General features: G+C 56.4%; 13 protein-coding genes. 6 read left to right on the plus strand and 7 right to left on the minus strand.

All coding sequences use genetic code 11. The features are described from left to right. Positions 1-2: 2 nt before the first annotated feature. The 3 genes from D9K61_RS20980 (at position 3) to D9K61_RS20990 (ending at position 1,580) form a co-directional block, all read left to right on the plus strand. Positions 3-374: an RNA-binding S4 domain-containing protein gene (locus tag D9K61_RS20980; RefSeq protein ID WP_120635156.1), complete on the plus strand. Its 372-nt coding sequence runs from the start codon at positions 3-5 to the stop codon at positions 372-374. Positions 375-440: 66 nt separating this feature from the next. Beyond that, positions 441-779, plus strand: a complete 339-nt coding sequence (fdxA, locus tag D9K61_RS20985; RefSeq protein WP_120635157.1) for a ferredoxin FdxA — start codon at positions 441-443, stop codon at positions 777-779. A gap of 285 nt (positions 780-1,064) precedes the next feature. Beyond that, on the plus strand, positions 1,065-1,580 hold the full coding sequence (locus tag D9K61_RS20990) for a CarD family transcriptional regulator (RefSeq protein ID WP_120635158.1): 516 nt from the start codon (positions 1,065-1,067) through the stop codon (positions 1,578-1,580). A 98-nt stretch (positions 1,581-1,678) separates the two neighbouring features. On the opposite strand, the gene cobS is transcribed toward D9K61_RS20990, so the two are convergent. Then, complete coding sequence (gene cobS, locus D9K61_RS20995; RefSeq protein WP_120635636.1) at positions 1,679-2,443, minus strand: adenosylcobinamide-GDP ribazoletransferase; 765 nt, start codon at positions 2,441-2,443, stop codon at positions 1,679-1,681. A 78-nt stretch (positions 2,444-2,521) separates the two neighbouring features. Between cobS and cobT the strand changes: the two genes are divergently transcribed. After that, on the plus strand, positions 2,522-3,532 hold the full coding sequence (gene cobT / locus D9K61_RS21000) for a nicotinate-nucleotide--dimethylbenzimidazole phosphoribosyltransferase (RefSeq protein WP_120635159.1): 1,011 nt from the start codon (positions 2,522-2,524) through the stop codon (positions 3,530-3,532). Positions 3,533-3,564: 32 nt separating this feature from the next. Here cobT and D9K61_RS21005 read toward each other — a convergent pair whose 3' ends face one another. Then, complete coding sequence (locus D9K61_RS21005) at positions 3,565-5,445, minus strand: monovalent cation:proton antiporter-2 (CPA2) family protein (RefSeq protein ID WP_120635160.1); 1,881 nt, start codon at positions 5,443-5,445, stop codon at positions 3,565-3,567. Positions 5,446-5,464: 19 nt separating this feature from the next. After that, a complete protein-coding gene (locus tag D9K61_RS21010) occupies positions 5,465-5,920 on the minus strand; it encodes an Lrp/AsnC family transcriptional regulator (protein ID WP_120635161.1) in 456 nt (151 codons plus the stop codon). 147 nt (positions 5,921-6,067) lie between these two features. On the opposite strand from D9K61_RS21010, the gene hppD reads away from it, so the two are divergent. Beyond that, entirely contained in the window at positions 6,068-7,165 is a 1,098-nt protein-coding gene (gene hppD, locus D9K61_RS21015; RefSeq protein ID WP_120635162.1) for a 4-hydroxyphenylpyruvate dioxygenase, read from the plus strand. Here the strand turns inward: hppD and D9K61_RS21020 are convergent. After that, on the minus strand, positions 7,162-7,794 hold the full coding sequence (locus D9K61_RS21020; protein WP_120635163.1) for a bifunctional 2-polyprenyl-6-hydroxyphenol methylase/3-demethylubiquinol 3-O-methyltransferase UbiG: 633 nt from the start codon (positions 7,792-7,794) through the stop codon (positions 7,162-7,164). The genes hppD and D9K61_RS21020 overlap by 4 nt on opposite strands. Continuing rightward, positions 7,787-9,895, minus strand: a complete 2,109-nt coding sequence (locus tag D9K61_RS21025; protein WP_120635164.1) for a hypothetical protein — start codon at positions 9,893-9,895, stop codon at positions 7,787-7,789. The genes D9K61_RS21020 and D9K61_RS21025 overlap by 8 nt, the downstream gene beginning before the upstream one ends. A gap of 164 nt (positions 9,896-10,059) precedes the next feature. On the opposite strand from D9K61_RS21025, the gene D9K61_RS21030 reads away from it, so the two are divergent. Continuing rightward, a complete protein-coding gene (locus tag D9K61_RS21030) occupies positions 10,060-10,755 on the plus strand; it encodes an SIMPL domain-containing protein (RefSeq protein ID WP_120635637.1) in 696 nt (231 codons plus the stop codon). A gap of 2 nt (positions 10,756-10,757) precedes the next feature. Here D9K61_RS21030 and D9K61_RS21035 read toward each other — a convergent pair whose 3' ends face one another. Together D9K61_RS21035 and D9K61_RS21040 are read right to left on the minus strand one after the other, a co-directional pair. After that, positions 10,758-11,468 carry a GNAT family N-acetyltransferase gene (locus tag D9K61_RS21035; protein ID WP_120635165.1) on the minus strand — a complete coding sequence of 237 codons (711 nt, stop codon included), beginning with the start codon at positions 11,466-11,468 and terminating at the stop codon, positions 10,758-10,760. Between the two features lie 2 nt (positions 11,469-11,470). Then, the gene (locus D9K61_RS21040) at positions 11,471-12,763 is read right to left on the minus strand and encodes an O-acetylhomoserine aminocarboxypropyltransferase/cysteine synthase family protein (protein ID WP_120635166.1); all 1,293 of its coding nucleotides are present in this window, start codon (positions 12,761-12,763) and stop codon (positions 11,471-11,473) included. Positions 12,764-12,814: the final 51 nt, after the last annotated feature.

The raw sequence follows: 12,814 nt of genomic DNA on the forward strand, positions 1-12,814 counted from the left end.
GAATGTCCCAGGCTCAGGCCAAGCTGCGGATTGATAAATGGCTGTGGCAGGCACGGTTCTTCAAGACCCGTAGCCTGGCCGCCAAGCAGGTCAGCGGCGGTCATGTGCGCGTGAATGGAAACCGCGTGTTGAAACCGGCGCTATCTGTGTCACCCGGGGACGTGTTGACTTTTTCACAGGGCCGCATCGTTCGGGTCGTGCGTGTCGAGGCCCTGGGCACGCGGCGCGGCCCGGCACCTGAAGCGCAAACGCTGTATGCGGATTTGACCGAAAAACAGGACGCACCAGCTAAAAACCCGGGTTTTGAAGGAAAAGGTCGCCCGACCAAGAAAGATCGGCGGGCAATTGATCTTTCTCGCATGCCCGACGGCTGATCTGATCTTGAAGACGGCCTCAGACTGAACTAGCTACACGGTCAAGCCGCTAACAGGAAACCGACCATGACTTATGTTGTCACCGAGAATTGCATCGCCTGCAAATACACCGATTGTGTCGAAGTGTGCCCGGTGGACTGTTTCTATGAAGGTGAGAATACTTTGGTGATTCACCCGGACGAATGCATTGACTGCGGTGTATGTGAACCAGAGTGTCCCGCTGATGCGATCCGCCCGGATACCGAACCGGGTATGGAACAATGGGTCGAGTTCAACCGCAAATTCTCGGAACAATGGCCGGTGATCGTAACCAAGAAAGACCCTTTGCCAGACGCCGAAGAGCGTGACGGCGAAGAAGGCAAGATGGACAAGTATTTCTCTGAAGCACCGGGTGAAGGTGGATAAACGATTCGCAGCACGCGCTCGGTCCGAAACTAGCCGATTTGTGACCTAGCCTGTTGAAAACAGGCTAAATACTGACAATTGTCCCTAGGTCAACTTTCGGGTGCCGCAATTCTGTGATATACTCTGTCCTTACATGATGACTGAGATTGGGATGAACTCCGTAAGTATGCTCGCTTTGGAGTCTTGAATTTATGATACAATTGCCGCCTGTCGGGGCTGAAACAGTCCCCGCATGTGGTTTTTTTGTCGCTTGCGTCCCGATCTGCAACCAAGGAAAAAAACTGAATGACAAAGTCGAAAAAGCTTGAGTTCCGCCCGAACGACTATGTTGTCTACCCCGCTCATGGTGTGGGCCAGATCATTTCGATCGAAGAACAGGATGTCGCGGGTTTCTCGCTCGAGCTGTTCGTCATCTCCTTTGAGAAAGACAAAATGACCCTGCGGGTGCCGACAAACAAGGTCACCGAATCCGGACTGCGCTCACTCAGCTCGCCGGACGTGATCAGTCAGGCGATGAAAACGCTGAAAGGCAAGGCTAAGGTCAAACGCGCCATGTGGTCGCGCCGCGCGCAGGAATACGAACAGAAAATCAACTCGGGTGATCTGATTTCGATCGCCGAGGTGGTCCGCGATTTGCATCGTACCGACGATCAGCGCGAACAAAGCTATTCCGAGCGTCAGCTTTACGAAGCTGCGTTGGAGCGTTTGACCCGCGAAGTGGCCGCCGTTTCGGGCGCCGGTGAGATGTCTGCCGCCAAACAGGTGGATGAAGTTCTGACATCACGCGCTGCTGCTGCCTGACTTTTTGGCAATGACAGTTAAGAAAGGCCGCTCCTGATTGGGGCGGTCTTTTTCGTGGTGTGCCTCAAGGCTGTGTGATTTCTCCGGCTTTGGCAGGGTTAAAGCTGCGCAGTTAGCGCCAGTAAGAACGTGATCTCGGCCAATTGCTGCGCGGCGCCTAGGATGTCTCCGGTTTGACCGCCTATTTTTGCCTTTGCAACCAAGGCTATAACGCCGACAATTAATCCGGCGCATATGGCTGGAATTACTGCGTGTGCTCCGATCGACAAGAGAGCAATCAAAGCCGCCAAACCCATTGAAGTGAAGACTGAACAGAAGCCAGGGATGCCAACTGAGTGGCTCAGACCTGATTGCCGCGCGTTTGGCAGAACTTTCATCAAAACCGGCATGGTCGCACGCGAAAACACGCACGCGGCGAGTATCGTCCAAACGGCACCAGACGTTAACAATGCGGCAATCGCGGATACGCGAATAAGCTGGGATAACAACAAGGCCAGCACGCCGTAAGTACCGATGTGGCTGTCTCTCATGATCTCCATACGCCGTTCAGGCGTGAATCCGCCCCAGAGCCCATCAAATGAGTCTGCCAACCCGTCTTCGTGCATTGCTCCGGTGATGCAGATCAGAACCGCGACAACCAACCCGGCGCTGGCGAGCGGTGGCAGGCCTGCTGACAGTGCAACCGAGCCAGTGCAGCAGGCTAACAGACCAACCACCAACCCGACCAAGGGGAAGGCCCACGCGGCCTGTGCCTGCCTAGCAAATACAGTGTCAGGTAAACGGGGCAGGGGCAGGCGCGTCAAAAGCACCAGCGCCAGCGGAACATCCCAAAGTAAGAAGGGTTTGGTGTCGTTTTTATGCACTCCCGCGCCTTTCAGGGTCTTGTTGGATCGAATGCTTCGGTTAAACACACAGGACCACTCTGATGCAATGAGGCTTTGATGCTGCCCGAACTTAATGATTTGAAGACTTTCCGCGACGCGTTGACCAGCGCGCCGGGTCCCGATAGTGCCGCGGTACAGGGCGCAACTGAGCGTAATGGGCAATTGACGAAACCACCGGGTGCGTTGGGACGGCTCGAAGATCTGGCGATCTGGTATGCAGGGTGGCGTGCGGATGCCCGGCCGCAAATCGCTGCGCCGCAAGTCATCGTGTTTGCAGGCAACCACGGTGTCACAGCGCAGGGTGTTTCGGCCTTTCCGCCCGAAGTCACCGTGCAGATGGTGATGAACTTTGAACATGGCGGTGCCGCGATCAACCAGCTGGCCAAGTCAGCGGGCGCAAAAATGGATGTGCATGCGCTGGATCTGGAACATCCGACCGCGGATTTCACCCAGTCACCGGCCATGACCGAAGCAGAAGTGTTGTGGGCCCTGCAGACCGGTTGGCAGGCGGTTGATCCGCAGGCAGATTTGCTTGTCGTGGGCGAGATGGGCATTGGGAACACCACACCGGCCGCTGCGATTGCCTGCGCCTTGTTTGGTGGTGACGCCGCAGATTGGACCGGGCGCGGGACCGGCGTTGATGACGCAGGGCTTGCCAACAAAACGCGTGTCGTCGCCGAGGGCGTGGCCCTGCATGCAACAGATGACGGGCTGGAAGTCCTGCGGTGCCTGGGCGGGCGTGAAATCGCAGCGATGGCCGGTGCCATTGCGGCCGCCCGTGTTTTGCGCATCCCGGTCATTCTGGATGGGTTCATCTGCTCGGCAGCCGCCGCATGTCTGGCCCAAATGTCACCCGGCGCGCTGGATCATGCCGTGGCGGGTCATCAAAGTGCTGAAAGTGCGCATGGGGCCGTTCTGGCAAAAATTGGCAAAGCCCCCTTGCTTAGCCTTGGCCTGCGCCTGGGCGAGGGGTCAGGTGGCGCCTTGGCGATCAACATCCTCAAAAGCGCGGTCACCTGCCATTCCGGCATGGCGACGTTCGCTGAGGCAGGCGTCACTGACGGTTGACCAAATCGCCTGATCGCAGCCTCGGGCAGTGGTCAGGCAGATTTCTTGGCATGTTCCTCCGCCAATTCCAGCAGCGCCGTCTCCAGGTCTTTTTCTAGCTGCCGCGCGCGCTCAATATACGGTTTATTCTCGGCCGTTGGCTTGCCGGGGACCCACAGTTCAGCCAGCTGGCGTACGGATGTCCTGTCGTGGTGATAAAACGTCTGCTCTGCCTGTGCCGCCTCGTATTCGCTGAGGCCAATGTTCTCAAGCACATAGCGACCAGCGCGTAAGGAGCTGTCGAACATCTCGCGCACGATGTCGCTGGCTCCGGCCTGATACAGCTCATACACATGGGTGCGATCGCGTGCCCGTGCAATGATGTGGAGATCCGGTCGTTGGCGCCTTGCATATGCGACGAGCCGTGTGACTTCTTTGCGATCATCCATCGCGGCAACCAGAACAGATGCCTTCTCCAATCCCGCTGCGCGCAAAAGCTCGGGTCGGGTCGGGTCGCCCAGAAAGCCTTTGACGCCGAACCGGCGCATCAGCTGGATGGTTTCGATGTCGTGATCCAGAACAACTGTCTTGAAGCCACTGGCGCGGACCAGTCGGTTTACGATTTGCCCAAACCGCCCGATGCCGGCAATGATGACGGGTCCCTTTTCATCGATCTCGTCAGGTTCCAGTTCCGCCTTTGTGTCGCCGATTTTGCGGGACAGGAGGTCGTAGATGATGAACAGAAGCGGTGTGATCAGCATCGTCAGGGCGATGATCATCAACAGCTTTTGCGATAGATCGGGCGGGATGACATTCTGCTGCGCCGAAAAGGCCAGCAACACAAAACCAAACTCACCCGCTTGTGCCAGACCCAGCGTGAACAGCCAATGATCCCGTCCCTTTAGCTTGAAGGCTTTGCCCACGACATAAAGGATGATCCCCTTGGCCAGAATGACCAGTAGCGCCAAGCCAATCAAATCGAGCGGATCGTCAAAGAAGTAAGCCACATCTATCCCGGCCCCGACGGTGATAAAGAAAAGACCCAGGAACAGACCTTTGAAAGGCTCAAGGTCACTCTCCATCTCGTGCCTGAATTCTGAACTGGCCAGCACGACCCCCGCCAGAAAGGCGCCCAACGCGGGCGACAGTCCCACAAGCGTCATCAAAAACGAAATGCCGACCACGATCATCAGGGCCAGCGCTGTATACATCTCACGCAACCGGGTTGCGTGGATGAAGCGGAACAGGGGCCGGGTCAGGTAGATACCCGCGAGAATAACAAAGGCCACGGCCCCAATAGTCACCAGTGTCACCGCCCAACCCGGCAAACCTTCGACCAGCGACAAGCTGTGATGCCCCGCAGCGTGCAGATCGTCTGTGCCGCGATCTATCGAACCATCGGCCTCGATATGTGGCATGGCGGGCAGGGCCAATAAAGGCAGCATGGCCAAAATGGGAATGACCGCGATGTCTTGCGTTAACAACACGGAAAACGTGGCCCTGCCGCCATTGGTTTGCATCAGGCCCTTTTCGGACAGGGTTTGAAGGACGATGGCCGTCGAGGACAGGGATAAGGTCAACCCCACAGCCAATGCGACTGACCAAGGGTGATTGGCATAAATGGCCACGCCTGCAATGACTGCGGTGGACAGCAATACCTGCAGACCTCCTAAACCTAATAGCCTGTCTCGCATATCCCAAAGGGCACGTGGTTCCAACTCGAGCCCGATGAGAAACAGCATCATTACGACGCCAAATTCCGCCACGTGCTGGAGGTTTTCGGTTTCGGCGCCGACCAGACCGAACACCGGCCCTATGATGATACCGGCGGCCAGATAGCCGAGTACCGACCCCAATCCCAAACGCGCGGAGAGGGGAACTGCGATTACAGCTGCAGCCAGATAGATTGAAGCCTGGTAAAGGAAATCGTCCATGTTCGTCCTCTTGCGCTGCTCAGGTCGGCAGGGGCGCGTCGCGTTTGAGTTGGTCCATTACGATCTGGCTTTGAACCCGTGCAACCGCAGGATGCGGCAGGATAACCTGATGAAGCAAGCTGTTCAGGCCGGATAGATCGTCGCAATAGACATGCAGCAGGTAATCTGCCTCACCCGTCATCGTCCAGGCGCTTGTGATTTCTGGGCGGGTTTCGACCATACGGGCGAAACTGGAGGATTGTTCCGGCCCATGCGTGCCCAGATGGACCTGAATGAACCCTTGCACCTGCAATCCCAGTTTCAGCGGATCCAGTCGGGCGGCATAGCCCGTGATGTACCCTTCTGCTTCCAATCGCTGTCTGCGCCGTCCTGCCTGGCTGGGCGACAGGTTCAGCATTTCACCCAATTGATGCGCGGTCAGATGAGCATCCTTTTGAAGGGCAGATAGAAGGCGCGTATCTGTTGCATCCAGCATATGCGGGGTTATCCCAGTTTTTTCTTACTTTATGCGCAATTCACGCATTTATCCATAGGTTACACGAAAACAATGCGCAGAAACAGCGTTGGATAAGGCGTATTTTTGAATCAGCAAAGAAATTCCTGTTTCCCGAGGAGACATACCATGGGTCCTTTCCCACACAACGCCCCGAAATCTGTTATCAGCGAAGAAAACCCAGCCGGAACCGATGGGTTTGAGTTCGTCGAATTTGCCCACCCCGAGCCGCAAGAGCTGCGCGATCTGTTTGCAAAGATGGGGTTCGAACTGGCTGCCCGTCACAAGGATAAACCTGCAATCGAACTTTGGCAGCAAGGCGATATCACCTATATCCTGAACGCAGATCCTGATAGCTTCGCCGATAAATTTGTCGCTGAACATGGGCCCTGCGCACCATCGATGGGCTGGCGGGTTGTCGACGCACAAAAGGCATTTGAACACGCCGTTTCCAAGGGCGCAGAACCTTATGAAGGCGCAGGCAAGACAATGGATGTGCCTGCAATCAAAGGGATTGGAGGGTCGTTGCTGTATTTCATTGATCAGTACTACGACACATCGCCCTACAATCAGGAATTCGAGTGGATTCAGCAGTCAAAACCACGCGGCGAGGGCTTTTATTACCTCGATCACCTGACGCATAATGTCTTCAAGGGAAACATGGACAAATGGTTCAGGTTCTACGGCGACCTGTTCAACTTCCGTGAAATCCGTTTCTTCGACATTCAGGGCAAGTTCACCGGGCTTTTAAGCCGCGCGCTGACCTCGCCATGTGGTCGTATCCGTATCCCGATCAACGAGGATCGCGGTGAAACAGGCCAGATCGTGGCATACCTCAAGAAATACAAGGGCGAAGGGATTCAGCATATCGCAGTTGGCAGCGAGGATATCTACGCATCCACCGACGCGATTGCAGACAACGGGCTGAAATTCATGCCCGGACCAAACAAAGCCTACTATGATCTGTCCACAGAACGTGTGACCGACCATACCGAGCCGCTGGACCGCATGATGAAGCACGGCATCCTGATTGATGGTGAAGGTGTCGTGGATGGCGGTGAGACGCGCATCCTATTGCAGATATTCTCAAAAACAGTCATTGGCCCGATCTTCTTCGAGTTCATTCAGCGCAAAGGCGATGATGGCTTTGGGGAAGGGAATTTCAAAGCCTTGTTCGAATCCATCGAACGCGAACAGATCGAAAGCGGAGAAATCTCGGCGGCTTAAGACACCACTCCCGGCGCGCTCAAAACCAACCAGGTCCAGGTGACCCCGGCGCGCCGGTTTCCATCTTGAATGGAAGCTTTGTGGGAAGTGTATTCAACTTGCAGCCCCGCACAGTCTGCGCTGTGCAGGACCTTATCGACGGGTATCTCAAAACCGGGTCTATCCTCTGGACAGGGGCCGTGGCGTAGCAACAGAATCAAACGCCCATAAGGTTTGAGACAGGATGAAAGCATGTGAATAGCGCGGTCTTGGTCTTGCGGAGTTAAGTGGTGCAAAACACCGATGGCCAACGCAATGTCGAAACACCGACGCCATGGACCAGAATTGATGAGCTCGGGCAGGTACGCCTCATGCCAGGAAATATTCAGGTGTTGATACGTCTTCTGACCATATGTCCGAAACCCTGAAACTGGCTCGATCGCTGTCACGTGGTTTCCACGTGAGGCGAGCCACGCTGCTACTGTGCCAGGACCCGCGCCGACATCCAAAACATCGGCCCCTGTTTCGGGCAGATAGTCGAGCACGGGTGCCAGGACGGTTTCAGGTGAAAGGTTTTCATAAACCGGTATCAGCTCAGCTGCAGCCTGTTCATAGCCTTCGATAATCTTCTGTCGGCTCGGCTCAGCCACGGGGCATCGTTATGGTGACGTTGCGGCCTTTTTTCTGGTACCTCAACTCACTGTCGCCGATCGCAACCACGCGGCCGCCGTCGATCCTGTCCCCGACCTTCAGCTTTTTGTAACGCCCACTGGGCAAGCGCACCAACGCCCGCCGGTTGGCAGGCGTGCCGTAGACACCGATCAGATTCAGCCTGCGCAGGTTGATCGCCCTGTCTATTGTGGCCTGCCGCGCGACTGAGGCGGTGGTCGGAATCTTAGGCGAAACTGTCTTGGGCTGAACCGGAGCTACAGCACTGCTGTTTTGATCAACCGCAGCTGTCGAGCCGAGGTTGGACGGGCTGGGCTTTGTCGCGCTGGCAACGATTGCCGCTATTCCAGCGGGGCGTGTTTTCGGCCTAGGCACACGAACAACGGCTAATGCGGTGGGTGTCTGGTCCACCTGGACTTCATCCTGCAGCGACTTGGGGCGGAGTTTCGGGCGTAAAACTGCAAGCTCTTCCAGAGATCGACCACCCAGCTGTTCCCGCTCAAACTGTTCCACCAGATCGCTGGGGCGTGGCTGCGGGCGCAGCCGGGCCAGACGAGATTCGGTGTCTTCAACAACCGGCTCTTCTTCGAAGCGTACCGGAACTTCCGGGGGAACCGACGATGGGCGGCCCTGGTACACCAAGATCCCATCCGGGTTTAGGGTGCCGTCCGGCGTTGGTGTGACAAGGCCGCGCCCGTCCAGATCAAAACGCGTGCCAGCGATGCTGGGCAGCGCGGTCTGATCAAAAGGCTGATCTGTGTCGAAACTTTCAGCTGGGGGCAAGGCAATCGCGTCACTGGACAGGTCAGACTTGTCGATCGAGGCCAGGTACAGATCGTCAGGTTCAACCTGTGTCGGTTCGATAAGCGGCGTTGGTGGCGACAGGTTCAGCCCTGTGAGTGTTTCAAGGTCTTCCTGCGCTTCTGGGTCGCGTTCAATCTCTTCGACAGGGGTTGGCTGAACCTTCAAGGCTTCCAGAATGGCGGCGTCAGTGGGGGTCAGTTCCGGTTGTTCGATGGTTGGAATATCAACAGCCGTTTCGTTGCCTTCAGGGGCTGGAATGCTCTCTTCTGTCGCGGGTTCCGGATTTGTGGTTTCGGGCTGGTCGGCAACGGCGACCTGAGAGTTTGGTTCAGCTTCTTCTGGCGTCACCTCTGCCGTAATCTCGGGCTCTGTCGGCGTCGCGTCAGATTCCACTGTTTCGATTTCACCCAGATCGCTGTCGGTGCGTGATCCCAGCAAAGACCATGCGCCGACAGAAACCCCGACAAAGATCAACGCAGCAATTGCGGGCAGCGCAAAGCGCTTCGCCTCCGCCGGTATCATCCGGCGACTATCACCTACGGTCGTATTAGCAGGTTCGGGAGACCGAAACATGTCCGGCGCGGCTGTATGTGCGATCGCATGTACAGTTGGTTCGGGCTCATCGTCATCTTCAGAGAGAACCGGTTCGGGTGTCTTAGGCTCTTCATCGGGTTCAGGCGGGGGCCCACTCGTTGTTTCGGTCGTTTCTACGGCCTCGTCAGAAAGGGTTGGTTCCGGCTCCTTGGTCTGTTCATCGACATCCGGGAGGGGCGTTACAGCTGTTTCTGTCGACGCCGATGCAGCATCGATGTCCAAGTCGAAATATGGTTCCTGCGGGAACTCGTCTTCACTTGGTTCCGCACTGAATCGAACGGGGATAAACCCGTGATCCGTGGTAAAGCTCCGTGCTTCTTCCAATGTTTGATGCGCAACCGCTGCCACGTAAGTTGTTGTCCCCCGGAGGGCAGTGTCAAAGGACAGCTCTGAAATTTCGTAAGGCGTTGCCTCGGTCAGCGCATCGTGCACTTTTTGCTCGATGTCTTCGGCAGTCAAACCCTCGGTCGAGACAGACAGATATCGAACCTGATCTGATGGAATGATCACCTTGCAACTCAGGTCGTTTTCCAGCGCAAACCCTTTGTCCCGCAAGGCCTGCACCTGTTCGGTCAGGTCCGGGGCATCCAGCGGCACAACGCCAATATCGAACCAATCGTCATCCGATTGATGCTTAAGGGATATTCCGGTGGCCGAAAAAGACAGCGCAAAGGCGGGTTTCATAATCCGGAGGAACCATAATTGTCATCGTCAATGCAAACGACTTTATGTCTGCAGACCGATATTAAAGCAGGAACCCGCCGAGGGAAAGAAAAAGGCATACTCTCCCCTTGTATGGCAATGCCCTGCCGACCCATGTTTGGATAACGCAAATTGGAGGGATCACATTGAAGACATTCGCTTTTCTGGCCGCGCTGATGGCCGCGATGGCCGCAGGAATCGCCCATGCGGAAGAACGTCGCATCACCGTTGATGTCACTGGGACCGTGCAGGTTGCACCCGATATGGCAACAATCACACTGGGTGTGACGAACGAAAACGCCGAAGCGTCGGCGGCAATGCAAGCCACGTCGGATGCGGTATCGCAAGTATTGACGCGCCTCGACGAGATGGGGATTGAGGACCGAGATGTTCAGACTCGTGACCTGTCGTTGTCGCCCGTTTGGTCTGGCCGTCTGGGTCAAAACGGCGAAAAGCCCGAAATCACCGGGTTTGTTGCGTCCAATCGGGTATTTGTGCGTGTGCGCGATCTGAACAACCTTGGACAAATCATGGATGCGGTCATTCAAGACGGTGCCAATGATTTCGGAGGGCTGAGTTTTGGTGTTCAGGACCCTAAGCCTGTCGAGGCGCAGGCCCGTGCAAAAGCTGTAGGTGAAGCCATGGCGAAGGCCGAACAACTGGCGCAGGCGGCTAGCGTAACACTGGGCTCTGTTCAGTCGATCTCGGAACAGTCCGGTGGCGTTCGCCCGATGATGGCAATGCGCGAGATGAGCATGGCCGATGCAGGCGGTGTGCCCGTTGCGGGTGGAGAGATTTCGGTCTCAGTCACGGTCGCGATGGAATTCGAGATTTCCGAGTAATCCTAAGCGTCAGCGCGGGCTTTCAGCGGTTGGCGCTGTTGGCCCGTGTCATCAAAATTGTCAGGGGATAACCAGGTCTCAAACGCTTCGCGAATGCGTGGCCATTCACTGTCGATAATCGAATACCAAGCCGTATCCCTGTTGCGCCCTTTGTATTGAGTCGCCTGACGGAACACGCCTTCAAAGGTAAAGCCCAGCCTCTCGGCCGCGCGACACGATGGCGCGTTCAGCGCATCACATTTCCATTCGTAGCGGCGATACCCCAGCTCATCAAACACGCGGCGCATCATCAGATACATGGTCTCGGTCGATTGCGGTTTGCGCTGCAGAAGGGGCGAGAAATGGATGTGGCCGACCTCGATGGTACCGGCTGCGGGTTGGATCCTGAGGAAAGATGCCATTCCAACCGGGATATCGTCCTGATCCAGAACTGTATGGAACATCGGATCGGCGTCCGTGCAATTGGCCTGCGCCCACTCAAAAAAGTCGTTTTCGCATTCAAACGGTCCGTATGGCAAATAGGTCCAGTTTCGCCCATCCGTATCGTTGGCAAACGCCCGAAACAATCCGGGCGTTTGCCGATTTACATCCAGTGGCACAACGGAACAGTAACGACCTTCCATTGGTGTATAAGGCGGTGTCGGGCGCGGAAAGTCGCCATCGACCGGCCATCCGATGGGTTGTCCAAGGTCGTTTGTTTCGTGCCTTGTCATGGTCAGGCGCTGGCTTTGGACAGTGCTTGATCCAAATCGGCAATCAGGTCGTTTACGTCCTCGATACCGATGGACACGCGGACCACATTTGGTCCTGCGCCCGCAGCCTCTTGCTGTTCCGGCGTCAACTGCCGGTGGGTGGTCGAGGCAGAGTGGATGATCAGGGACCGCGCATCGCCCAGGTTGGCGACATGGCTGAAGATCTCCAGAGCGTTGACCAGTTTGATACAGGCGTCATATCCGCCCCTGACCGCGAATGTGAACAAAGCCCCAGCGCCCCGTGGGTAGTGTTTTTTGACCCTGTCCTGATAGGGTGACGAGGGCAGACCCGCATAGGTCACATATTCCACCCGATCATCCGCTTCGAGCCACGCAGCGAGCTTTTGCGCGTTTTCGACGTGACGCTCCATCCGCAGGGACAGGGTTTCAATCCCCATCAGTGTGTAATGAGCCGCTTGTGGGTTCATTGTCATGCCCAGATCGCGCAGGCCGATGGCAATGCCGTGGAAGGTGAAGGCCAACGGCCCAAAGGTCTCATGGAACTTCAACCCATGATAGGCCTGTTCCGGTTGGCTGAGGGAAGGGAACTTGTCATTCGCCGACCAGTCGAACTTGCCCGAATCCACGATGCAGCCGCCCGTTACGGTGCCATTGCCTGTCAGGTATTTCGTGGTCGAGTGCACAACCAGCGTCGCACCATGTTCAATAGGGCGGCAGAGATAAGGTGTGGCCGAGGTATTGTCGACGATTAGCGGAATGCCAGCGCCATCGGCCACATCTGCCAATGCGCGGATATCTGTCACATAGCCGCCGGGGTTGGCGATGGATTCGCAAAACACGGCGCGGGTGTTGTCGTCGATTGCAGCCTTGACTGCGTCCAGATCGTCGGTGTCCACGAATTTCGCCGACCAGCCAAAGCGTTTGATGGTCTGGCTGAACTGCGTGACCGTGCCGCCATACAGACGGGTTGAGGCAACAACGTTGCAGCCCGGTCCCATTAGCGGAAACAGCGCCATGATCTGGGCTGCGTGGCCGGATGAACAGCAAACCGCGCCAACGCCGCCTTCCAGTGTCGCGACACGTTCCTGCAGAACGGCAACGGTCGGGTTTGTCAGGCGGGAATAGATGAACCCAACTTCCTGCAGGTTGAACAGTGCCGCGGCGTGATCTGCATCTCGGAACACGTAAGCCGTCGTTTGGTAGATCGGTGTCTGTCGAGCTCCGGTTGCCGGGTCAGGGCGGGCGCCCGCGTGAATTTGCAATGTGTCGAAACCGTAGGTCGGGCCATCAGACATCTTGAAAATCTCCTGTTGGAATTTGTCTTGGCAAATCTGTAGGGCATTGCC

This window comes from Ruegeria sp. EL01, assembly GCF_900313035.1.
Classification (GTDB): Bacteria; Pseudomonadota; Alphaproteobacteria; order Rhodobacterales; family Rhodobacteraceae; genus Ruegeria.